The 22,783-nt window shown below is 38.5% G+C and carries 26 protein-coding genes and 1 tRNA gene; 13 read left to right on the top strand and 14 right to left on the bottom strand.

Annotated elements, in window-relative coordinates; translation table 11 throughout:
• Nucleotides 1-25: 25 nt before the first annotated feature.
• Complete coding sequence (locus tag WIW89_RS13385; RefSeq protein ID WP_337721128.1) at nucleotides 26-1,666, bottom strand: S9 family peptidase; 1,641 nt, start codon at nucleotides 1,664-1,666, stop codon at nucleotides 26-28.
• A 170-nt stretch (nucleotides 1,667-1,836) separates the two neighbouring features.
• On the opposite strand from WIW89_RS13385, the gene WIW89_RS13380 reads away from it, so the two are divergent.
• Entirely contained in the window at nucleotides 1,837-2,460 is a 624-nt protein-coding gene (locus tag WIW89_RS13380) for an MBL fold metallo-hydrolase (RefSeq protein WP_337721126.1), read from the top strand.
• A 20-nt stretch (nucleotides 2,461-2,480) separates the two neighbouring features.
• Here WIW89_RS13380 and WIW89_RS13375 read toward each other — a convergent pair.
• The 3 genes from WIW89_RS13375 to WIW89_RS13365 all read right to left on the bottom strand — a co-directional run bounded on the left by WIW89_RS13375 (nucleotide 2,481) and on the right by WIW89_RS13365 (nucleotide 5,073).
• Nucleotides 2,481-2,571 (bottom strand) — tRNA-Tyr (locus WIW89_RS13375).
• Nucleotides 2,572-3,234: 663 nt separating this feature from the next.
• Nucleotides 3,235-4,863: a sodium:solute symporter family protein gene (locus WIW89_RS13370; RefSeq protein ID WP_337701976.1), complete on the bottom strand. Its 1,629-nt coding sequence runs from the start codon at nucleotides 4,861-4,863 to the stop codon at nucleotides 3,235-3,237.
• Nucleotides 4,864-4,869: 6 nt separating this feature from the next.
• A complete protein-coding gene (locus WIW89_RS13365; protein WP_337701974.1) occupies nucleotides 4,870-5,073 on the bottom strand; it encodes a hypothetical protein in 204 nt (67 codons plus the stop codon).
• A gap of 134 nt (nucleotides 5,074-5,207) precedes the next feature.
• On the opposite strand from WIW89_RS13365, the gene WIW89_RS13360 reads away from it, so the two are divergent.
• Nucleotides 5,208-5,801: a hypothetical protein gene (locus WIW89_RS13360; protein WP_337721125.1), complete on the top strand. Its 594-nt coding sequence runs from the start codon at nucleotides 5,208-5,210 to the stop codon at nucleotides 5,799-5,801.
• 132 nt (nucleotides 5,802-5,933) lie between these two features.
• Here the strand turns inward: WIW89_RS13360 and WIW89_RS13355 are convergent, their stop codons facing one another.
• Nucleotides 5,934-6,224 (bottom strand): hypothetical protein, encoded by a 291-nt coding sequence (locus WIW89_RS13355; protein ID WP_337701970.1) that lies wholly within the window; start codon nucleotides 6,222-6,224, stop codon nucleotides 5,934-5,936.
• Nucleotides 6,225-7,132: 908 nt separating this feature from the next.
• Nucleotides 7,133-7,504 carry a hypothetical protein gene (locus WIW89_RS13350; protein WP_337721123.1) on the bottom strand — a complete coding sequence of 124 codons (372 nt, stop codon included), beginning with the start codon at nucleotides 7,502-7,504 and terminating at the stop codon, nucleotides 7,133-7,135.
• 101 nt (nucleotides 7,505-7,605) lie between these two features.
• Between WIW89_RS13350 and WIW89_RS13345 the strand changes: the two genes are divergently transcribed.
• A complete protein-coding gene (locus tag WIW89_RS13345; RefSeq protein ID WP_337721122.1) occupies nucleotides 7,606-7,854 on the top strand; it encodes a SelT/SelW/SelH family protein in 249 nt (82 codons plus the stop codon).
• Nucleotides 7,855-7,937: 83 nt separating this feature from the next.
• Here WIW89_RS13345 and WIW89_RS13340 read toward each other — a convergent pair whose 3' ends face one another.
• On the bottom strand, nucleotides 7,938-9,650 hold the full coding sequence (locus WIW89_RS13340; RefSeq protein WP_337721121.1) for a cbb3-type cytochrome c oxidase subunit I: 1,713 nt from the start codon (nucleotides 9,648-9,650) through the stop codon (nucleotides 7,938-7,940).
• 187 nt (nucleotides 9,651-9,837) lie between these two features.
• Here WIW89_RS13340 and WIW89_RS13335 point away from each other — a divergent pair, with 187 nt between their 5' ends.
• A complete protein-coding gene (locus tag WIW89_RS13335; protein ID WP_337721120.1) occupies nucleotides 9,838-10,596 on the top strand; it encodes an enoyl-CoA hydratase/isomerase family protein in 759 nt (252 codons plus the stop codon).
• A 37-nt stretch (nucleotides 10,597-10,633) separates the two neighbouring features.
• On the opposite strand, the gene WIW89_RS13330 is transcribed toward WIW89_RS13335, so the two are convergent.
• Together WIW89_RS13330 and WIW89_RS13325 are read right to left on the bottom strand one after the other, a co-directional pair.
• On the bottom strand, nucleotides 10,634-11,623 hold the full coding sequence (locus WIW89_RS13330; protein WP_337701960.1) for an ABC transporter permease: 990 nt from the start codon (nucleotides 11,621-11,623) through the stop codon (nucleotides 10,634-10,636).
• The gene (locus WIW89_RS13325; protein ID WP_337721119.1) at nucleotides 11,620-12,345 is read right to left on the bottom strand and encodes an ABC transporter ATP-binding protein; all 726 of its coding nucleotides are present in this window, start codon (nucleotides 12,343-12,345) and stop codon (nucleotides 11,620-11,622) included. Before WIW89_RS13325 ends, WIW89_RS13330 begins: the two co-directional genes overlap by 4 nt.
• Before the next feature lie 27 nt (nucleotides 12,346-12,372).
• Here WIW89_RS13325 and WIW89_RS13320 point away from each other — a divergent pair, with 27 nt between their 5' ends.
• The 4 genes from WIW89_RS13320 (at nucleotide 12,373) to prf1 (ending at nucleotide 15,714) form a co-directional block, all read left to right on the top strand.
• Nucleotides 12,373-13,317, top strand: coding sequence for an AIR synthase family protein (locus tag WIW89_RS13320; RefSeq protein WP_337721118.1), 945 nt, complete (start codon nucleotides 12,373-12,375; stop codon nucleotides 13,315-13,317).
• The gene (locus WIW89_RS13315; protein WP_337701955.1) at nucleotides 13,289-13,777 is read left to right on the top strand and encodes an NTP transferase domain-containing protein; all 489 of its coding nucleotides are present in this window, start codon (nucleotides 13,289-13,291) and stop codon (nucleotides 13,775-13,777) included. The genes WIW89_RS13320 and WIW89_RS13315 overlap by 29 nt, the downstream gene beginning before the upstream one ends.
• Nucleotides 13,778-13,783: 6 nt before the next feature.
• Nucleotides 13,784-14,542 carry a DUF1614 domain-containing protein gene (locus WIW89_RS13310; protein ID WP_337701953.1) on the top strand — a complete coding sequence of 253 codons (759 nt, stop codon included), beginning with the start codon at nucleotides 13,784-13,786 and terminating at the stop codon, nucleotides 14,540-14,542.
• Nucleotides 14,543-14,625: 83 nt separating this feature from the next.
• Nucleotides 14,626-15,714 (top strand): peptide chain release factor aRF-1, encoded by a 1,089-nt coding sequence (gene prf1, locus WIW89_RS13305; RefSeq protein ID WP_337701951.1) that lies wholly within the window; start codon nucleotides 14,626-14,628, stop codon nucleotides 15,712-15,714.
• A 46-nt stretch (nucleotides 15,715-15,760) separates the two neighbouring features.
• On the opposite strand, the gene WIW89_RS13300 is transcribed toward prf1, so the two are convergent.
• The gene (locus WIW89_RS13300; protein ID WP_337701949.1) at nucleotides 15,761-16,381 is read right to left on the bottom strand and encodes a phosphoribosyltransferase; all 621 of its coding nucleotides are present in this window, start codon (nucleotides 16,379-16,381) and stop codon (nucleotides 15,761-15,763) included.
• Between the two features lie 85 nt (nucleotides 16,382-16,466).
• On the opposite strand from WIW89_RS13300, the gene WIW89_RS13295 reads away from it, so the two are divergent.
• The 4 genes from WIW89_RS13295 (at nucleotide 16,467) to WIW89_RS13280 (ending at nucleotide 19,823) form a co-directional block, all read left to right on the top strand.
• The gene (locus tag WIW89_RS13295; protein WP_337721117.1) at nucleotides 16,467-17,279 is read left to right on the top strand and encodes an S-methyl-5'-thioadenosine phosphorylase; all 813 of its coding nucleotides are present in this window, start codon (nucleotides 16,467-16,469) and stop codon (nucleotides 17,277-17,279) included.
• Nucleotides 17,249-18,049 carry a hypothetical protein gene (locus tag WIW89_RS13290; protein WP_337721116.1) on the top strand — a complete coding sequence of 267 codons (801 nt, stop codon included), beginning with the start codon at nucleotides 17,249-17,251 and terminating at the stop codon, nucleotides 18,047-18,049. Before WIW89_RS13295 ends, WIW89_RS13290 begins: the two co-directional genes overlap by 31 nt.
• Nucleotide 18,050: 1 nt before the next feature.
• The gene (gene gdS-2, locus WIW89_RS13285) at nucleotides 18,051-18,902 is read left to right on the top strand and encodes a hexaprenyl pyrophosphate synthase (protein WP_337708183.1); all 852 of its coding nucleotides are present in this window, start codon (nucleotides 18,051-18,053) and stop codon (nucleotides 18,900-18,902) included.
• 204 nt (nucleotides 18,903-19,106) lie between these two features.
• The gene (locus WIW89_RS13280; RefSeq protein ID WP_337721115.1) at nucleotides 19,107-19,823 is read left to right on the top strand and encodes a RimK family alpha-L-glutamate ligase; all 717 of its coding nucleotides are present in this window, start codon (nucleotides 19,107-19,109) and stop codon (nucleotides 19,821-19,823) included.
• A gap of 46 nt (nucleotides 19,824-19,869) precedes the next feature.
• On the opposite strand, the gene WIW89_RS13275 is transcribed toward WIW89_RS13280, so the two are convergent.
• From WIW89_RS13275 to WIW89_RS13265, 3 genes are read right to left on the bottom strand one after another with little or no spacing between them, the layout of a single operon-like run.
• Nucleotides 19,870-20,325, bottom strand: coding sequence for an Lrp/AsnC family transcriptional regulator (locus WIW89_RS13275; protein WP_337721114.1), 456 nt, complete (start codon nucleotides 20,323-20,325; stop codon nucleotides 19,870-19,872).
• Complete coding sequence (locus WIW89_RS13270) at nucleotides 20,322-21,332, bottom strand: NAD(P)/FAD-dependent oxidoreductase (RefSeq protein WP_337721113.1); 1,011 nt, start codon at nucleotides 21,330-21,332, stop codon at nucleotides 20,322-20,324. The genes WIW89_RS13275 and WIW89_RS13270 overlap by 4 nt, the downstream gene beginning before the upstream one ends.
• A gap of 1 nt (nucleotide 21,333) precedes the next feature.
• Nucleotides 21,334-21,822: a hypothetical protein gene (locus WIW89_RS13265; protein ID WP_337721111.1), complete on the bottom strand. Its 489-nt coding sequence runs from the start codon at nucleotides 21,820-21,822 to the stop codon at nucleotides 21,334-21,336.
• Between the two features lie 125 nt (nucleotides 21,823-21,947).
• Between WIW89_RS13265 and WIW89_RS13260 the strand changes: the two genes are divergently transcribed.
• The gene (locus WIW89_RS13260) at nucleotides 21,948-22,487 is read left to right on the top strand and encodes a phosphoesterase (protein WP_156007811.1); all 540 of its coding nucleotides are present in this window, start codon (nucleotides 21,948-21,950) and stop codon (nucleotides 22,485-22,487) included.
• On the opposite strand, the gene WIW89_RS13255 is transcribed toward WIW89_RS13260, so the two are convergent.
• Nucleotides 22,477-22,707 (bottom strand): hypothetical protein, encoded by a 231-nt coding sequence (locus WIW89_RS13255; RefSeq protein ID WP_337721109.1) that lies wholly within the window; start codon nucleotides 22,705-22,707, stop codon nucleotides 22,477-22,479. The two genes, WIW89_RS13260 and WIW89_RS13255, sit on opposite strands and share 11 nt — an antisense overlap.
• Nucleotides 22,708-22,783: the final 76 nt, after the last annotated feature.

Below are 22,783 nucleotides of genomic sequence, written 5' to 3'. Positions count from 1 at the left end.
TATTATTTGCATAGATGTAAAAACGTTATTTACAGTGGTTTGCAATGAACTCAACGGCCCTCTTTATTGAGTCAATGTAATTTTCTATCTTCATAAACCCATGACCTTCTCCTTCATATATCTTGTACTCAACTTGCCTACCCAGCTTCTTCAACTCCTCAACAACCTGAATTGTTTCTTCAGCTGGACATCTGGGATCGTTTTGGCCAGCCAACAGCATTAATGGTGCCTTTATTCTATCAACGAAAAAGATCGGTGACCTATCCCTAAGTAAAGCCTCATCGTTACCGATCTTTATTTCATCGTATTGTTTCAATACCTCCCTCTCGAACTGTTTCTCAGTGAACCAGTTGACGAACGGTACTACAGCCACTGCAGAACACCATAAGTCAGGGTATTTAGTCACGGCCATCATTGTTAAATATCCGCCGTAACTAGCACCAGTAACTGCTACCTTCTTCACGTTTAGTACTTTAACCGCATTAATAACGTCGCGTAGGTCTCCTCCTCCTAGATCCTTGTCGTTCATGTGATTGAACTTCCTACCATAACCGGTGCTCCCCCTATAATCAGGACAGATCACCTTGAACCCCTTCTTCACCAGGAATTGTATTTCAGGGTTAAAGTTGTCAATACATTGGAAGTCCGGGCCCCCGTGTATGTAAACTACTCCCTTGTCCTCATTTCCCCTACTGTATAATAACGCGTGGATTTTAATACCATCAGAGTCATAAGTTACTGATGTAGGGCTCACGAATTCATCCTTGACTCCGTTCATTGAGTCGGTAAGCCTCTGGCTCAATTTACCTTCAATTACGTACAAGTCTGTAGCCCTAGAATGTTTTGACATCAGGTAATACACAGAATTCTTTACAACCTTCAGGTCGTGGATATAACCACCTTTTTCAAGATGTATGTTAGGGACTTGTAATAACTCACTCTTACCGTCCTTTATTAAAGTGTATAACACCTTTTCGTTATAAACTACAGCCTCATTAATGTCATAATCCGAGACGTTAATTATACTGGAAATCTCGTCCTTTTTGATATCATAGGAATATAACCCAAAAGTACCATTATGATTTGAGAGGAATATAAACTTGTCCTTATTTAAGAAGCAGTTTTCCGACGGGACTATTTGTTCGCTCTCGTCAAAGGATAACTCCTTTATTACATTTCCAGTGAAGTCGGAGACATAAATATTGTCATCATATATTCCTTGAGAATAGACTATCAGCTCTCCATTAGTACAATAACCACCTACAGGCTCTTCTCCCTTGCTTATATTTTCGATCTTCTTACCGTCGTACAAATAGAGGTGTAAAGTCTTCCCGTCCCTATTAGAAATGAAGAGGATTCCGTAAATGGTGACCATAGGAGAGGAATTATCGTATTTGTCGACTAAGAGAGGTTTTGGCTTCTCCCATCCCTTCTCCCACTCATAAATTCCCCTCCTCTCTCCACCCTCGGGATCTATAGTTATCAGGAGTCTGTCATTATCAGCCCAAACTACTTCTTCTGGAAATCCGAAGGTGTTTACTTTGTTGTCACCGTAGATGTATACTTCTGGCTTATTCTCCCTAATAATCAGTGCAATTTGACTGTCTTTTCCTTCTACATCATAATCTAGAACTGGTTTTATCTTAGTTAAATACTCGTATTCCACGAGTTTGTGATTTATGTAAAAATCAATATTTAACCTTATTCTATTAAAATAAATCGTTAGATTGAACGTTAGGTTTAACGATCCTGATCAATATTGCCACAAAACTTCATGTAACTTCACACGCTATGTTAATAAGTTAACACTAAATAACTGTAGGACAAAATTATCTCATGAATGTTAAAGAAATCAAAATGAGATTCGTAAAATCTTTCATTATCAATTTAGATAACGGTGACCAAGTAATAGTGGACAGCGGTTTACCTAACTCTGCTCAGAAGATACTTGCGGAAGTTAATAAGGATCGTGTTAAATATGTAATTTTTACTCATTCTCACATAGACCATATAGGCAGTGCCTATGAACTTAAGAACGCATTACGGAACGCACAGTTCTGCATTCACAAGGAAGGAGTAAAGAATCTTAGAGGAGAGGAGATTAGGAAACCAGTAGTACACTCCTTCACCTACAAACTCCTAATTGGCGCTTTTTCGTCCTTTACAAAGAAAAACTTCAGGGGAATTGAACCGGACTGCGAGTTAACTGAAGAGGAATTAGATGGTCTCCAGATTTTATACACGCCAGGTCATACGTCGGACTCAATCTCTATTTACATACCATCTGATAACTCAATAATTGTTGGGGATATGTTACAAGGGACTAGGAACGGGCTTAGAATGCCCGTAATACATGAGAATATAGAAGAGCTTTTGAAGAGTATACAGAGGATAAAAGAGCTTAAACCAAGAGTAGTTTATGTCTCTCACGGAGAGAATGGAAATAATATTTTAGTGTAAACAATTTGGTAGAAATATAGTCCCGCCGCGGGGACTTGAACCCCGGACCACCCGGTACCAGCTAATCCACCTACAGCCGGGCGCTCTAGAACCGGGCTGAGCTACGGCGGGTCTCTTACATCTGTCCCGACATTATAATTATAGTGCGAGAACGATTTATAAGTTTTTTTTCAATTAACGACGTTTGAGCTAGTAAGTGTAAACATGATGTCTTAAGTATAATTAATTCTATATAGACCTTCGCAATAATTTGATACTTTTTCATTAATAAAACTTTGGAATTATACTGAAATGAGATACCATAAGTGTCCTAACTACGAAAGAGTAACGGAAGTCTATTATTTAACGAAATATATCTATGTAATCTGTATAGCGAGTTATAAAGTTAGGATATAATTACAGAAAGGAGAGTTTTAAAGACACCTAAAATATGAACAAAATTTAACGTCAGTTAAGCGAGTCAGCTACTAAGATAATACTTGAGACTCTAAGTGAGTGATTAACGTAGTGAGATAAAAACCAAAGTAGCCACGATGATATTAAAGTTTATACATGTATACATATAATCTGATTTTCTCCCTAAAACAAGGAAGCTTTTAATCTTTTGAAAACATAAAGTTCGCTATATCGTAAGTCTATATTGATAATCAACTATCAATATGAAGTTACGGCAAGATAGCTAATTATTTAAAATTAACTAAACAAAAAAGCGTAGAATAATAATAATGTTATAGATAATAAAAATATAAAAGAAAAAAGTCATTATTACTTAACTTAATTCTGCTTTGAAGGGCTCTGAACTTCTATCTCGAAGTCCTGTGCCGTTATTACTGAGATAGGTTTCCAGCCTGCTAGTCTGGCTATTAATGAACCAACAACTGTGGTTATTAAGTTCAATGACAACGCTATTAATGCTATATAAATCGGACCCATAGGGGTATTAAAGAACGAGCTCACTAGTGGCCCGAAGTGGTTTACATAGAGGGTTAAATAAATTCCGCTAGCCATTCCTACTATCCAACCTGCTAGTGTTGAATTACCCTCTAACTTGTCGGTATATAGAGCGATGAATACAGCCGGTAATGTTTGGGAAACAAGTATTCCGCCTAAAAGTTGAAGCTGAATCGCATAGGTAGGAGGAACTACAAATACGAAAGCTAACGCAACAAACTTGAACACTGTAGACAAGATCTTTGCTAACCTAGCCTCACTCGAGGGAGATAGCTTTGTAAACTCACCTATTACGTTTCTCGTTAGCAAGTTAGCCACACCTATAGCCATGATCGCTGCTGGCACTAACCCACCGATGAATATAGCTAAGAAAGCTAAACCTACAAACCAATCAGGCATTGAAGCAGCTATCAAAGCGGGAACTGTTAACGAACCATTCTTAGTAGTTATTACAAGGTTTAACGCGCTCGGTACTAAATATATTAAAATGCCAAATAGAGTGATTAAAGCTAAGCCGATTCCGTATATAGGCAATAACGATGTGCTCAACTTCAGCTTCTCTCTACTCTCAGATGATAAGGAACCGTTTATAGCGTGAGGATATAAGTATAAGGCTAGAGCACTTCCTAAAGCTAAGGAAAAGTAAGCAGCGTAAAGTTGAGAGGGAAGCACTGTATAACCGAGAGCCGACTTTAACGCCACAACATTGTGTATACCGCTCTTAGGATTAGATAAGTAAGACTGTGCAGCACTTAGAGCTGCTCCGTAACCTCCGTGTATGAGCGGTATATACACAGCTACTGTAATTACAGTGATCCACACTAAGATGTCCTTGAATATACCAGATAAAGCAGCTCCCCTTAGCCCACTAGTTATTGTAAACGCAGCTAGGACTATGAATGCTAGTAGTAAAGCTAGTTCTGTTACACTTAAGCCCGCAATCGTTGCATGCGGTGATATTCCTAACCCTACCAACAATACAGCTAGAACAGCCTCCATTCCTACGATCTGCAACGCGATATATGGCAACTCAGCTACTGCTCCAGTTAATGCCACGGCCATTGCTAAGGGCTTATTATTAAACCTATCCTTCACGAAATCAGCCGCTGTAACATAACCCTTATTTTTAGCAACTATCCAGAGTCTCGGCATTGTTAGCAGTGCTACTCCGAATCCCCAAGCTACATATGGTACAGCGAACCAATATATCGCTCCTTTTGCTAAAAATGCCGATGGTACAGCTATAAACGTATAAGCTGTGAATAAATCAGCGCCTAGCAGGAACCAGACTATTAACCAGCCTAGCCTTCTTCCTCCTAGTCCCCATTCATCGAGTTTTGATAAATCTCCTTTCCTCCACTTAGCACCATAAAAACCTAGAAATGTGAAAAATGCAAAAAGTACGACGAAAGTGGCTAGGGTTAAACCATCAACGTGCAAGCCCATTGCCATTTTCCGTCACCTATTTTTGAAGATTAGACTTACGGCTACGAACATTATAGATGAAACTATTAGTAGTATTATCTGGTAGAAATAGAAGATAGTTAGACCACCTACTGTCTCTGTTGCACTATTAAATACTGGATAAATAGAATATATTATTATGTCTATTAATAGAACAATTAGGGTCACCACGTAAAATATTTTATCGTTTACAGCCATGCTTGATCAATAAACATTCTATCAACTTATTTAAAAAGCTTATATCCTTAAAACAAGGGTTTTTCTATCATATTAATGTTATAATATCAAAAGTCGAAAACTACTTTAATTTGGTAATTTAATATCATATTATTGTGAAGTTAAAAACAAAGAGAGCGGAAGAAATAATAGTTCCACCTTTGCCTGAATACTCTTACGTGTGTAACGGCGAAATAGTTAGTACCGAGTGTAAGGGGTCAACAATTTTTCGTGATCCAGATTTTATCACTATACAGCCTCAAGACGTTCTGTATTCTTTTAGCTTATCCTCAATCGTCTCATTAAAAGCCAGAGGGAGAAAATTTCGAAGGTGGAGCCACTACCTCAACAGCTATAATATCCAATTGGAAGGAGCAGACACTTCATTCCTTCTCTCATCAAACGGCTTTATCACAATTTACGTTGATGGCTTAGATTTTTGTGGGATCAGCGGGGATGTTGTATATAAAGAATATAAGGTAATCACGACAAAGAAGGATTATGATCAAAAGCTCGAAGAGATGTTAAGAGTAAAACCCCATTTGGCTATAACTGAGTTACGTGAGCTATGGATATCCATAACCGGTTATAAAGTGATATATATTGATAGTACAATTAGGAAGGAGTTGGAGAGAGTAGTTGGTGTAACTAGAATAGAATGTAATAGGATTGAAGAACGCGGTTGTACAACAATCTGTGAAAAGAGATAAAGTATATCAGCCACCTTCACTTCGTCATTACTCCGTACTCGGCAAACTCATCATTTTCCTAGGGATCATCACAATTCAGTCCCTACACCGTTCCTCATAAATAATTCAGTATGTAAAAAATTTGGAACCTTGTTAAATTAAAAGTTGATGAATAGATATTAACGTTAATATAATCACGTAAGATCCTACGTAAGATACCACTCCTGATATTAAGTTTAGATAAATCCTTAATATTGTATTAAATTTTCCAGAAACTAAGTTGGCAACTACTACCCCTACTACGATCGGCAGGACGTACTCGTCTATAGGGTTGAACCACCAGGAAGGTCCTTGTAGGAAGGCGTAAAAATCCAGAAAAGTAAATAGAAAGAAGCTAACTAATCCGCTCAATATCCCTAGTATTACCACATACCAAGCTTTCATTAGTCTTCACCACTAGTCTTGTAAGTAATCCTATATAATCTTTGTGACAAGAAAATTATATATCCTGTTGATAGAATAGTTCACAAGGACATTTGTTCGGGCTTTCTCAATGAGTGGGAGTATTATCAGCCATATCCTATTTTAACCTTTAGAGTTACACTACGGGAAACACAAATTTTACTCCTAGACTCATTTTGGATTCTTACTCAACCAAGGAAAATATTATTTATATCACATATAGATAAAATTTATTATAACCGACTTGTACTAAAACGTATGAAAGGTCTAAGCGGTAAAATAATAGGACTAATAGTTATCGTACTAAATAATAGTAGTTACATTAGGACTACATTTAGTTACGAACCACTTCGCGTCAACGGTTGCTTCCTTTAACTATAACACCAGTAACATCGACATCTAACATTACGTTGAGTGTGGTCACTTTTAGCGAACAATCAGTTAACTTCATACAGTATGTAAGATTTTTAATCGAGTTACTCTAACTTTACATGAAAAGAGCCTCCTCGCATGAGTAAAGAAGTCTTTAAGAGTAAAAACACTCCGTCGTCAGAAAGTGAAAAGATACGAGCTAACATCCCATACCTAAAATATTTAAGTTATAACTTATTAGTTCTAGTTCGGAATAGTCAGATAAATCTAATTCTCAGTTTGATTTTCCGTATTTTATTATAAATGAACTACCCTAAAACAGTAACATATAATTCACATTTTTTATCTTCTACTGTATTAATTAAAAAGGATCCAGCTGATCCATGAGTATGAGTTTTTTATTTAAATTCCCTAATGTAAGGCTCAGGGGGAATTTTTAATTACAAACCTTTCTATTCTTTCTGATTCTTATCTCCTTAGCTTATTTAAAAAAGTAATAATTTCTATTATTTTACACGTTAGAAATGGCCGTGATGATGGTGGTGATGGAAGGGTTCGGCGTACATATCTTCTTCTAGTTCGTCTTTCATGTTCTTTTTCAATTCTTCTAGGTGATCTAATACGTCATTTAAAGTCTTATACTCCGTAGGAATGTACTTTATTCTACCATAAGACATCATATACGAACCGGGGCATAAGAACTGTTTGCCAACTACTATTGCATCTGGCTCAAGGCTTAGAATAGCGTCCATCGTCATCTCCTTGCTTCCAACACCAGGATTCTCGTACTGTTCAACTTCCTTCTTCTCCTCGTTTATAATTCCTATTATTTCAGCTTCATCTAAGGGTTTTAAATTATAGTCTTTATCATATGTTACAGCTATTTTCATTTCACTTACTATCCAATTACGGGGATAATAAATTCGCATTAAATAAAGGTTTGCAATTATTCGTTATCAAACTATTTTAAGCAAGAAATAAGATAGTTCTCATGGAAGGCAAGACCCACGTTAAGATAGTGTATTGTAGACCATGTGGCTATCTGGATAGAGCATTAGATCTAGCAAGAGACGTTCTAAGCTATTTTGAAAATACAATCGTTGAGCTAGAGCAAGGTAGTAACGGAATATTTGATATTTATTTGAACGGAAATTTGATCTTCTCCCGCTATAAGGAAAGGAGGTTCCCACAAAACGAGGAAATCCTTAAGGAGATAGGAAAGCTTAAGACGTCGACATGAATTAAGATAAAAAGTACAAATGAAGAGAAGAAATAGGGAGAAAAATTAAAAAAAGAGAAAAAATTAAAAAAAATTAAAATTTTCTAGGAGGCTTGTCTCGATACTCTATGGGCAATACCTATCTTCTCTAGTTCGGTCTTAACTAGGTTAAATCCTTTAATTACGCCGTTAGATACTATATCATAATCTCCACTAAACGTCATGACTAACGAATTAGTAACCTCACCCAAACTTACACTCTCACCATAACTTACCCTACCTTTCACTAAAGTTAACACCACATTTACTAACCACACAGTAGTTGCTATGTCAGCAATTGTAGAACCTATCGTAGCTAATATCTGCCCGTCTATGAACGCTGGGGAAAGAGGATAAACTTCTTCTTTCCTTATTAGCCCTGATATACCAAGCTCAGAGAATCCAACTATAAGCATTATTGTACCTATTAAGTAGCCCCAGAAGTGTATCCACGCCATCTTGGCCGAATACCAAGACCTCTGTGTCATCATCGGTAACATTAAGTATAGAGCAGCAAATCCAGCAGGAACTATTGAGAACAATATCATCGCATGGAAATGAGATACTACGTAATAGCCCTCATGAGATATTGCGTTAAATGAAATAACTGAATTGGATATTCCCATAACACCTCCATATATTGAACCAGCGAAAGACAACACTGTCCAAGCTGCTAGCAGGTTCCACTTAATATTAGCTCCTTTTACAGTAGCAAACAAGTTAAAGAATGTCATCATTGAAGGCACTACAATACCCTCTGTCAACACCTCTACCAACACTTTTACTTCGGGAGGTAAATTAACCATGTATAGGTGGTGTATCCCTAGCGGACCGGTGGAGAATATTAAGTATAGTACTGCAGATACCCTTGCCAACTTTTCACTGTATAGTGGTTTACCCGCAAGGGTCGGTATCAGTAAGTACAAGGAAGCTACAGCTGGGAACCATGCAATATAGACTATTCCGTGCCATAATGTCACAAAGGATATCTGGTCAGCAATTACGTTGTAACCTACTAACTTGTAAAACGCTAGTAAGTCCCATAATGAAGTTACTACTTCACCAGAATAGCTCTCTAACATTAATATTGCTACTACTAAACCGAACACCAGAAATATAGGTAATTTTTCATTCCTACCCTTTGAAGCAAGGTAGAAGTGATATACATACCAACCCGTCATTAAATATATTCCAGCGTCCATTAAAAGCCATGCTATGTACCAGAAGGGAGATACTACGTATAGGGAGTATCCAGGGATTCCTATTGGTGCAAGGTAGTACCAACCAGTAGCACTAAAATAGTTGTCAAAACCTTGTTGTTGAGTTATAATAATAGGGCCTTCGAAGAACATGAAAGAGATGTTGAATAATACGAAGCCTAGGTTAAACACCCACTTAGCTCTCGGCTGGATTAGCAACATCCTAAATGTGAAGTAAATGAATACTGCAAGAATTAGTTGTTGAGCAAACCCGAACAAGTCCCTGATTGCGTGAAGTGTTACAGACGCGTACCATTCCTGAGGAGTTAGAGGTAAGAACTGAGCTACCCCCCAAGCAAACTCTTGAACTCTAACCATAAAGGCGTCTATAATCCCTAGAATACCCCATATGACGCTTAGTACTATCATTCCCATTGTAACTCTCGTAACCCACTCCTTATCTAATTGGAATAATGCCTTTACTAAATCAGCCAGTTTTCCCATAACGAAGTTAAATCCCAAATATCCTCCAATTACAGCTCCTCTAATAAGCCCCCTCAAAAAGTCTCCTGCGCTCATTTTAATCTACCTCACATTTTTTATTTAATCTGATATAAACGTAGTTTTATAAAAGATATATATGTATTTCAAATCTTTTTAAAATAATACTTAAATATGGTGAAAAAATATCGATAAAATAAAGTAATTTTTCTAACAAAATAGATCAGAGAAAGTATTTATTTCTCTAGCATAGGTATAATCAGGGATGAATACCTTAACAACTGAGGTATTAAAAGATTATGCTAAAATAACCTTCAACACTGGCGGAAAATACAACGTAGTGAATAAGGAATTTATGTACGACGTGATCGATACATTAAGGAAGTTAGACAGTGATAAGGACGTAAGGTTTATAGTGCTAACTGGAGCAAACAAGAACTTTGGAGCTGGAGCTGATATAAAGGAGCTAAAGTTGGCAAATGAGAACAGAGAATATGCAACGAATTTTTTCTCTACAATGTTCGAAATGTATAGAACCATTATAAATCTCAACAAACCAGTAATCTCGATCGTAGAAGGAATAGCTTACGGTGCGTCAATGGAAATACTTCTCGTTTCGGACATCGTGATTGCCTCTCCTTATGCTAGATTTGCGGCACCTGGGGCTAAGATAGGAGTATTCCCACCAGTCCTTGTGACTATAGGTAAAGATGTTATAGGAATTAATAATGTGATCAGGATTGCCCTTTTGGGAGAAGAACTAAGTGCTGAGGAAGCAAAACAGATAGGGCTAGTCCACTTCGTAAGTGATAACTTGGAAGGTGAAATACAGAAAGTTATGGATAAACTCAGACTTATGGCTCCTTCGTCTCTAATGAGTATGAGAAGACTTATTTTCAAAAAGTATGAAAGTGAGTTAGAGTCAGCTTTCAAACTTCTCATAGATCAAGTTTTAACTAAAGACGCAACTAACGGGATCTTAGCGTTTTTGACAAAGACGAAGGCTCCTTGGGTTCTACAATAAGATTATAAAGTGTTTTTACTTTTTTCGTCAGTTTATCTTATACCTCTCTGAGCCTTAACAACCTAGAACCAATTCCCAAGAATACTACGGTAAGGATGAATATCACTCCTAAATACACCGGGTTAGGAAGTTCACCGAGGACTAATGTTGCTCTGACCACATCGTTTAGCAATGATACTGGCTGGTACTCGGCAAACACCTTCAGAAATGACGGAAATATAGAGGGAGAGAAGAAAGCGTTACTGATGAACATTAAAGGTAAAACTAGGAAATTGGCAACTATGTTAGACAAGAACACTTTCTCCTTGGGTGTTAAACCAAGAATCGCTGCACCTAAACCTGAAAACATAAGAGTCCCTAATACTAGACCTGCTAAAAACGGAAGTCCTAGATCTGGCAAAAAACCCATTAACGCACCTACTACTAAGGTAGCGATAGAAGAGAGAATTGTGATTACTACCTCGTAGATCATCAAAGCCAAGACCCATTCATAATCCTTTATTGGCGATGAGGCTAACCTCTCTACAAGCCTATCTCTATAATATCCACTACCAACACCGGTTACCCCAAACAGACCATTAGATAGGGTTATTACTCCGACTACACCTGAAATCTCATAAGCTACTGGAGTAGCTCTCGTAATAGTTTCTTGAGCTGTAAATGGTGTTTGCTCATGTAAGTAATACAAAGACAGATATGACTTCAATAAGGGAATATAGTTACTTGTCAGTTGGCTGTAATATATTACTTTAGAAGTAGAGTTAACAAAAATTGCGTTATACAACGTGACGTAATTGGGATTACCTCCAACATAAGCAATAAATAGTTTACTCTGATTGAGGTATGAAGCTATTTCCCCACTATTATTTCCGGCAACATAAACCATTATATGGAGTTGAAAAGCTTGACCGAGTAATGAGAAAATGAAGGCGAGTATTAATGGAAATACTATTACAAAGCCCAGGGTAACTCTACTTCTCAAATTGTCTTTAATGATCGCAACTGCAGTAGGGATAACGTTCCTCATTGATCAACACCCTCTAGTTGTCTCATAAGCTCTAAGTAAGCTTCCTCTAAACTTTCCTTTTTGAACTCATTTACGAGTTCGCTTGGAGTTGACAACTTAACGATCTCACCCTTATAGATTACAGCTACACGGTCTGAGAGCTTTTCCGCCTCGTCTAAGTAATGAGTTGCCAAAAAAACTGTGATCCTCTTGTCCTTCAAAGACTTCACAACCTCCCAAATGTTCCTCCTAGACTTGGGATCTAGACCAACTGTAGGTTCGTCTAAATAGACTATCTTTGGATTACCGACTATTCCACAAGCTATCGCTACCCTTCTCTTGAGTCCTCCAGATAACTCCCTAAACTTTTTATCCTGATGTTCTTTTAACCCCAACTCCTCAATCACGTCGTCCACAGTGTCAACTTTGTAAAGCTTTGCGAAATACTGGATATTCTCTCTTACAGTCAATTCGGAGAAACCCTGAAACTCCTGAGGTACTACACTTACGATCTCTCTTATCTTCTTACAGTCCTTCGGAACTTCATAACCTGCTACAGTAACTTTTCCCTTAGTTGGTTTAAGGATGCAGGACAAGATCTTTATGGTTGTTGTCTTCCCTGCACCGTTGGGTCCTAAAAAGGAGAAGACCTCGCCTTCTTTCACTCGTAGCGATATCCCTCTTAATGCCTCTACTCTGTTCTTGTAAACCTTCCATAAGTCCTCGATGACTATGATGTCCATAAATATCATTGTCGTTTATTTACTATTATGCGTTTCGGAAAAATTCCAATTAACACATTTTTAAACAAAATTCCTCATGAGGACTGCGTAGTTTGTCCAAGTATAGGTGAAGACGACGCTTACGTAGATGTAGAAGGCAAATATTTGGTAATCCATTCGGACCCTATAACCGAGGCAGGAAAGAATGCCGGTTTTTTATCAGTAGTTGTTGCGTGTAACGATGTTAATATGAAGGGAGTACGTTGTAGGTGGGTAACCACGGTTCTATTGTTGAAAAGTGAGGACTCACTTGACAACGTAATTGAGGGGATAAACGAAGCTTGTAAACTACTCGGATGTAATGTAGTAGGCGGTCATACGGAAGTAACTCAAGGTGTGAACAGAGATATCGTTGTAACTACTGCCTTCTCCTTCTCAGATAAGATAATGAAGTTATCCGACGCTAAAGAGGGAGATTACGTATTGGTTTTCGGAACGGCGGGAATAGAGGGGACTTGGATTCTCGCTAATGAATTCGAAGAGGAGCTTTTGAAAAAGGGGGTAAGAGCGGAGGTCATAAAAAGATCTAAAGGATACAAGTACAAGATCCCAGTACAAGACATTGCATTAAAGGTAAAGGACTACGCTATAGCGATGCATGATGCTACGGAAGGCGGTGTTTACCAAGCCTTGCTTGAGGTAGCCAAAGCCTCAAACCTAACTCTCGAGGTAAAGTCTGAAATTCCGGTGTCGGAAGAAACGGCAGAAATAGTAAGAGCGTTGAATATTAACCCGTATCAACTCATTTCTTCAGGTTGCTTCATTACGGTTGCTAAGAGTCCCGATGTTAAAAAACTGGAGAGTATTGGAGGTAAGGTAATAGGTGTACTTAAAAAAGGAGAGCCGAAGCTAATTATTAACGGTAAAAGTTATACCGAAGACTTCGAAGAGGAGTTGGTTAGAATTGAAAGCTATTATAATGGCGGGAGGTAAAGGAACTAGGTTCACCCCTTTAAAACCACTAGTGGAGGTTTGTGGCTTACCCTCTTATTATCGCGTTTATCAAGTAGCTAGGATGTTTGCAGAAGAAGTCTTCTTAGCAATTACTAACTCTTCTCCTTTAATTTTCTCTGCATTGTCTAAAATAATAACAGAGGGACGAGGTTATGAAATGGATGTATATGAAGCTGTTAAGAAGGTAGGTATCCCGACTTTAGTCTTTCCAGCTGATACCCCTATTATACCTATTGACGCTGTTGAGATCCTCATCAGTTCATGCGAAGCGGATATTTGCTCCTTGAAGAACCACGGGGATTACGTAGGGATAAGCTTGTGGAGGGGGTTTAACACGAGTAATTATCAAGACGTAGAGTACTCCTCTTCAAAGATTTATAATGTGAACACGTATGAGGATTACGTTAGAGTGAATTATTTATGCAGGATAGGAGTATAATGTTCAATGAGTTACGAGAAACCACCTAGAATTTTAATTATATATCATGTAAGGGGGATACTCGCAATCGTCTACATTTTTTTCGCCTTTTTAATGCTGATAGTCACTATTGGTTATTTCACATTCCTCTTTAAGAGTATTGGTTTAAACGACGTGTATAGCTTTCTCTTAGCTTTCAGTTTCTCATTTCTCAGTTTTGCCTTCAGCCCGGTTAATATAGTCTTAAAGGAGATAGATAGGGAGGCATTGATGCCCAGTGTTGACGTAATTTATGTTTTTGGCATTCCTTTGTACGTACCAAGACTTTCATACGAAATAAGGAAAACTTTAGTTGCGATAAACGTTGGGGGAGCAATCGTACCTGTAATAATATCCTCTATCTTATTGATTTTCACTGCTGAACTTTCCTATTTTATCCCTCTTCTGATTATGGTTAACACGTTAATAGTAGTTCTAGTTTCTCATCGCTTTTCGAAAGTAATGCCCGGTGTAGGAGTCGTAATGAACCCTTTGATTGCGCCAGTCACTTCATCATTCGTGAGCTTGATCTTCTTCTTTAGTACACCACTTTTCGTTCCTATTTCCGCCTACATAAGTAGTGTTTTAGGAACACTCATCGGAGCCGACTTACTTAACATGAATAAGATCATTAAGGCAAGTCCACAGATAGTGAGCATTGGAGGTATGGGGACGTTCGACGGCATTTTTTTGTCCGGTGTATTTTCAATAATGATTGGGGAATTTCTTCTGGCACTAGTCAGGTGACATTTTTTCCTTTCACGACTTTAATTTTATAAGGTGTTATCACGTAAATATATCTCGATTAGGGATGAGTCTTTGACAAGTACTTGATAAGTAGACAAGAATTAAAGGTTCTAATCAGAGAATTAAAGAAATGGAGTGCACCAGCAACAGTCCTACTCTCCTTATACATACCTCCGGGCAGACCTGTACCAGATGTTCTTAATCTATTGAGACAAGAAGCGTCTATAGCACAGAACATTAAGTTAAAGCGAACGAGAGACGCTGTAACTTCAGCTATACAGTCCGCTATTGATAGGTTAACCCAAATCAATAAAGTCCCAGATAACGGTTTAGTATTGTTCTGCGGTGAAAACTTCGACACAAATGATTTCAAATGTTTCATGTTCTCACCACCAGAAAAAGTACCCATATTCTTCTATCGTACTGATAAGTCTTTCCATACGGAATTCTTGGAGGACATGGTAGAGGAGTCAGACGTATATGGGTTAATAATAGTTGAGAGGGACTATGCGACGATAGGTGTACTGAAAGGTACCAGAATTCAAGTCTTAGAGGAGTTTGAGGGTTTCGTTCCAGGGAAGCACATGATGGGTGGTCAGTCACAGCGAAGAATTGACAGAATCATCGAGGAAATGTACGCTAACTTCCTTAAAGAGGTAGGAGAGAAAGTAAATGCGTTCTTCATACCGTTCGTCGAAAACAAAAAGATGAAAGGGATATTAATAGGGGGTCCCGGGTACGCTAAAAAGGACTTTTACGAAGGGGACTATATGGATTACAGGCTGAAGAAGCTAGTATTACAACCATTGTTTGATGTACCAGATCAAGGTGATGCAGGACTTAAGGAGTTAGTAATGAAAGCTCAGGATTTACTGAAGAACCAGAAGTACATTCAAGTGGAGAACTTACTTGAAGAGATAAAATACCACCTTGCTAAGGATGACGGGCTTGTGATTTACGGAATTAGTGATATAAGAAAAGCGTTACAGATGGGTGCGATAGACTCGCTAGTTGTGTATGATGAGCCTGGCTCGGAGCTGGAGAAACTGGCACAAGAAGCGGAGAACTACGGTGCGAAAGTGTACGTGATAGGAGATGAACTTCCTGACGGGGAATGGGTAAAGAAGACTTTCGGAGGAGCTATAGGTAAGCTAAGGTATAAGGTATACTAGGATAATAATTAACTCACTTTTTAGCAAATTATATTTTTATCGTATGCTAAGATAAGAGATCTCTTCTTTTCATTTCTTGAAGTATTTTCTGTAATGGAACAGGTGGTTTTACACCATAACTTTCTAAAAACTTCTTCTCTAGCTCCTCAGTTTTAACCCCCTCATTCATTAGTTTTCTTACAAGGTTTATTTCGTCCTCCCAGTAGTTCCAAGGATACATAAACCATGTCCAGTCCTCCACTATTGAAGCTACATAATCTGGCTTAACCTTAGCTACTGGCTTAATGTATTGCATTGTAGCTGTCTTGGTCACTGCAGGAGAGAAATTCTCAGATACGTATTTCTTCGCTAACTCAACACTGTCACCGGTATCAGTTATATCGTCCACAATCAAAGTCTTCTTACCACTTAAGTCCAGCCTATACGCGTACTTAACCTTAGCCTGAGGAGTGTGTGAAGCGGTTTCCACCCAATGTTCTACCTTTATGGACAACACATCCATAACTCCTAATACATCGGCAACTATTCTTGCTGGTACCAAACCTCCCCTTGCTATTGCTATTATTACGTCGGGTTGATATTTATCCTCTTTAATTATTTCCGCGAGTCTTGTTGACCACTCTACAACTTCATCCCATGTTACTACCTTAACGGGTATCTTAGGCAATTCAACACTCCCATGACATCTATATCTAAACCTTTATCAAGTTTATGGTTTATACTTTTTATATCTGAACGTAAAAAACTCTTTGATGATTGAACTAAAAGATAAGACAACAATCGGGATAATAGGGGGTTCTGGAGTATACGATCCGAAAATACTCACAAACGTGAAGGAGATAAAGGTCTATACACCTTACGGTCAACCCAGCGACAACATAATTCTCGGTGAGTTAGAGGGGAAGAAAGTAGCCTTTTTACCCAGACACGGAAGAGGACATAAAATCCCTCCTCATAAGATAAATTACAGAGCTAACATATGGGCGTTAAAAGAGTTGGGGGTTAAGTGGGTAATTTCTGTCTCAGCTGTTGGGAGCTTAAGGCTCGATTATAAGCCTGGCGACTTCGTAATCCCTGACCAGTTCATAGACATGACAAGAGGTAGAGAATATACATTCTTTGACGGTCCCGTAGTCGCTCACGTATCGATGGCAGACCCATTTTGTAACCACCTCAGAAGGATAATAATAGAGTCAGCGAGGGATTTGGGAATAACTACTCACCCTTCCGGCACCTACATATGTATAGAGGGTCCTAGGTTCTCGACAGGAGCAGAAAGTAAGGTCTGGAAGGAAGTCTTCAAGGCTGATATAATAGGGATGACTTTGGTTCCAGAAGTTAACTTAGCTTGCGAGGCACAGATGTGTTACGCGACTATAGCAATGGTTACGGACTACGACGTTTTCGCGGATATACCAGTTACGGCTGAGGAGGTTACTAAAGTCATGTCCGAGAACACTGAAAAGGCCAGAAAGCTCCTATACGAAGTTATCAGGAGGTTACCAGAGAAACCTAATGACGGAGAGTGTAGTTGTTGCAATTCCCTAAAGACCGCTTTAGTCTGAACCTCTTCTCGATTCCTTTTTTATCCACAATTGGCCCGGATTTCACTATAGTGTACAACAGAAAGAGTGAATTGGAAGCGTTCACTCTTTACAGAGCCCTTTCACAACTGTCGGAGAAAGTTGTGAGGCTCGTTAATTTATACGACTTCTTATTCTCGGAGAAGCCTTACGCTGACGTTAATAACGTAATTGCGTTTCTACACGACAAAAACGACGTCATCCCTTTTTTGGACTCCATGTGGTCTCTAGGAGGAAAAGGATATCTGATAACGTGTAACGTAGACATGAAGAAGGAGAAAGGTAAAGGTGATGTGGAAATCTTGAGTAAAGAAGGAGAGTTATGTGAAATAGAGACGTCTTTATCTCTCCTCAAGGAAATCTCGTCCATAAACAAAAACAAGAGGAGTGAGGAAATATTAAAGGAGCTTAGCTCCCTTAACACATTAGAGGAATGGTTGAAAGAAAAAGTTAAGGAAGTAGATTTCAACGGTTTAATTGTTCTCTCCCCGCTTCTTTTACCCGCACGCAATTTAATGCAGAAATACCTTAATACTGAAATAAAGAGCCACGAGGATTTTCTTGGTTCTAGCAATACATATACATTTATAACTACTGGAGCCGATGTTTTAACGGTCAGGCGTATGGAATTCGAACTTAGGGCTAAAGGAAAGAACGTGAGGGAGATTATCTTTGACGTTGACCCTTTACTTGCACCAGTTTATTTATCAATTTTAACATATTTATTTAAGCAACCTGCGAGAGTGTTATGAAGTGGATTTTCTAACTTATTGGCGACGTACTAAAGAGATCGTTGATAAGCTCATTGAAGATTACTTATCAGATATAAAGGACTGGGAGTTATTGGAAGTGAGTAAATACATTCTGAAGGACGGTAAGAGGTTCAGGGCAACGCTTACCATGTTCTTCACTGAAGCTTTAGGAGGGGAACAGTCGAATTCATATAAAGCTGCTTTAGCCTCTGAGATCCTTCACTCATCTTCTCTAGCCTTAGATGACATTGTTGATTACGACCTTACAAGGAGAGGAGTGGAGGCGGCTTGGGCAGTTTACACAAACAGAAGGGTAATATTCATTACCAACTTTCTTATTCCCTCCGCATTGAACATTATCTCGAGTTACGGGGAGAGGGCATTAAAGTTAAGTATTGACCTCTGGAGGGACACTGCTATAGGTGCATTAAAGGACATTTTCGGTACTCCTGTAGATTATATGAAGACTATAGAGTATAAGACTGCGAGTCTCTTTAAACTGTCTACAATGCTGTCTGCTTTTGCAGCGAAAAGAGAAGAGGTGGTGGATATTATGATAGAATTGGGAAAAGAACTGGGAATAGCTTACCAGCTCATAGACGATTACATAGACGTGTATAAATACGAAAAAGGAGAGTTGAAGGTATTGGTAGGGAGTGCAAAACAGCTTTATGACTTGAAAGGTGCAGATTACAAGGAATATGTTAAGGCCGAATATACTAGTGCTGTATCTAACTATTTATCGTTGGTGAGAAAAATAGACGTAAGACAAGAGTTTAGGGAAGCTGTAATATCTATTCCCGACTTCCTTACAGCGGGTTTACTTAACGAGGCGGGTATTAATAAACTATAAAAACGACTCATATGAGGAAAAGATTGGTGATAACTTATTAAAATTGCAGTAATCCACGAGTCTCAAAAGGTCACTGAGGCTTCTAAGCAACTACTTCTAGAAATAAAGAATAATGGTCATATTGCAATATATTTAAGGATTTCACAGATAAATCCGGTCATTACGACTAATGGTGTAGAATTTACATATGGAGGAAAGACATTAATGATAGACGGAGGAGTCGTAAGGAACTTAGGTTTCATATCCTCCACTGAACAACTTATCAAAAGATTCGACACTCTGAAAGCTATGGAAAACAACGGTGTAACGTTAATTAATAGGCCTGAATCCATGTTCATCGCTAGAGATAAGTTTAGCAGCTTAGTAAAGCTAAAAAGTGCAGGGATCCCCATACCTGAGACCGCATTAGTGGAGAGTCCCTTTGAAGCTATGAGACTTGCAGAGCGATGGAAAGAGGTGGTAATAAAACCCTTGGTGGGAAGCCTTGGTCTCGGAGCAGTAAGAGTTACAGACCCAGATATAGCGTTCAGGATAGCTAAATCAATTTTGTCTGTAAATCAACCTGTGTACATACAGAAATACGTGAGAAAGCCGGAAAGAGACATAAGAGTCTTCGTGGTTGGAGATAGAATAATAGGCAGTATATACAGGATAAACAAAACCTCTTGGAAGACCAATGTTGCTCAAGGGGCTTTAACACAAGTTATCCTACCGGACAAATACCTTGAGGAGATAGCATTGAAGTCCACAACCGTCTTGGGACTTGATTACGCTGGTCTCGACATAGTCGAGGATTTAGATGGTGGTTATAAAGTGCTTGAGGTAAACGCGGCTCCGCTCTGGAAGGGATTTTATCAAGCGACTAACGTAAACCCTGCAAAATATATTATCCAGCACCTGATTCAGAAAATTAAGAAATGAGGACTAAAAAACCGGCTGAAAATGTGATGACGAGCTCTCGCACCGATCAGTCTAAAATTACACTTCTCAATTCCTTAATAGTCCGTAAGACGAACATTGTATATGTTGAAGTTACTCCGTCCATATTTCCTATCATATCGAGAACCTTTGCTAACTCCTCCCTCGTTTTAACTCTCACCTTTAATAACGCGTAAAATTCACCGGTTACATCATAAACCTCCAAAACCTCTTTGAACTCGGAGATCCTCTTCAAGATTCCCTCATATTTTTTGGGATCAGCTTTAATCATAACGAAAGCTACCACGTTATAACCTATCACTTCAGGGTCTATATCTACGTAAAACCCCTTTATGACCCCGTTCTCTCTCAGTCTCTTCATCCTCATGTGTATTGTAGATTCACTTAAATTCAGCATTTTAGCTATCTTAGAAAACGGAGTCCTCGCATCTTCCTGAAGTATCTTTATTATCTTTTTATCTATATCATCGAGAATATAGGTCATAATAGTGACCTCCCAAACAACTTAATTAAATCGGACATGCCAAAGTCTCCTATAGCTATTCTATATACAAGGTCTGGGTCACTTTTAGTTATTAGCTTAGAAAGTAGACCAATACTTATGATTTTCTTCTTGACACTATCTATTATTTTAGCCTGGGCTTGAATCGTGAAGTATAGTTTTGAGGCTTTGAACTCCTTAACGAAATCCTTATCCTCTAAAAGCGAATCAGCGTAAATTTTGGAGCTCAGTATGGAAGGTCTTATACCCTCTCCAGTGAGAGGATATACAGTACCTAAAGCTTCTCCGACATAAGTCTTCTCGTTAAGCCTCAACTCATCTATACCATAATCCGAGACCCTAGCCCCGTGAAAAGTAAATACTTTACCCTTCACTAATTTAGATAATCTTTCCTTTAGAAAACTAACATCGGCATAACCTCCTATCCCTATCTTACTACCTTTATCATCGGGGAATATCCACGCATATCCTAACAAATCGCTGTAGAAGTAAAACTCAACTATCTCTGGGTCTATCTTGTAGTCCGTAATATATTGAATTGCCGGTACCGTATGATCCTTAGGTAGTTCATAGTGACCGTTAGAAATTACTACCTTATCCGCGTTAATCTTCTCACCGTTAACCAAATAGTACTCCTCTTTACCCCCTTCTCTCTTCCTGATGACTTTCGAATTAAACTTAACGTTGAGCCTTTCGGCAAGATGTTTCAGAAACAAGGGTTTATTTATAATATAACCGAGAGTTTGTTTTCCCCTTATGTCGTGTATAAGCTTATCGTTCAAATAAATCCTGAAGCCTTTGATCTCGCTAATTATACTATCTTTCGTGATCGGGAGTAAGGACTCAACCCCGCTCATAAGACCCCAAGCACAAGGTTTTTTTCCGACATCGTCTAACGCTTCATAAACAGTAGCGTTATATTTCGTACCTTTCAAAAACCAGGCTAAAGATAGTCCAGCAGGCCCTGCACCTACTATCGCTACTTTCATTTCACCCACTTCTCCTAAAGTATAAAAATACCAGAATAGCTACCACTAAAGTTCCTGAATATAAAATTATTAGTGGGTAAAATGAACTCAAAAACCTTCCGATCACAGAACCTATTATCAGTACCAGAAGAAAAGGTACGTAACCGTTGCTGAAGTAAAGTAAGTCCTTACTAATCATAGAGGGTAATATGTTTTTCAGCAAAAGGAGGAATTGGACTATGAATGGTATTATGAATATTAGACCAGTCTCCGCAAAAAGTTTCGGTTTTGAATAGGCTGAGAAGAATATCCCTAACGTTACACCTACGGCGAATACACCGGAGAAGTACGTCCCTACTACCTTCCCCTTAAGTGTTTCCCAAGTACGGTTAGAGTACATAATATAAAGAACTATAATGAGACCTATTGCTGAAGCTACTAAGAACGCTGGATAATTTAAAACATATGCTGGCACTGTGGGAAGTATAAGCAATATTACCGAAAGTAACACCGTAGTCCTCGTCTCCAATTTGGTTCAAAAAGAATAATGAATACGAGTTATAAAATTCTAATGCTAACCCTTTCTGAGAAAATAAAAAATAGTTAAAATACATATTAGTAATAACGGGTTTAAGATTGAAGATCCTAGTGATGGGTAACATAAGGTTTCCAGAACCGCACGTCGAAAGCACATTATCTTCGATAATCAAAAAAGAAGAACCAGAGACTATTGTACTTGACGGGGATACTACTCAGTGCTACTGGGACTACGAGTGTCCAAGAGTTATTGACGTCCTATATGTTATAAGGAGTATAGCCCCTTGGGCTCAGATAGTCTATATTCAAGGAGATATGGATCCTCATGCATTGAAATGTATAATGGCAGAACCTAGATATAGGGAGGAAATTATAGGTACTACAATGTACATAGCGGAGGTCTCCTCGGTTAAATACTACATACTACACGGGCATCAAGGTGACGTAGATCAGCTCAGAAGGAACGTAGGAGCAGGTCCTTGGGATTGGATAATAATTGCACAACAGAAAAGGCTTGAGATAGATAAGCTGGCAAGAGTTATATACGTAGGTGGTATCACTAGGGAGTACCCGCCGGAAGCTAGAGGGTACTTAGTCATTACTGATTCTTCTCATTTCCTACGCCAAATTAAGAGCTGACCCCGAACCTCGTTCTTTTTATCATTTCGTAAATCTTAACGTCGTAATAACCTTCCTCCACGTCATATTCATCTCCCTCACTCCAAACGTTGTAGGAATTAATCCAGACAGCGTCTTTTTCACCCTTAGTGAATATTATTTCAGCCCCTAACTTCCTTAGTTTCCTAGTAATCTCCTCAATTTTCTCGTCAAATTTTCGGTATATTACTTGTGCTATCACAATATAATATTGTAGTGTTTACAATAAATGAGATATTAGAAAATACTCGGTATTTCCTCAAACCAGCGAAAAACAC

It is taken from the genome of Stygiolobus sp. CP850M (assembly GCF_037389425.1).
Lineage (GTDB): Archaea > Thermoproteota > Thermoprotei_A > Sulfolobales > Sulfolobaceae > Stygiolobus.
This window is presented reverse-complemented; position numbering and strand designations above follow the sequence as displayed.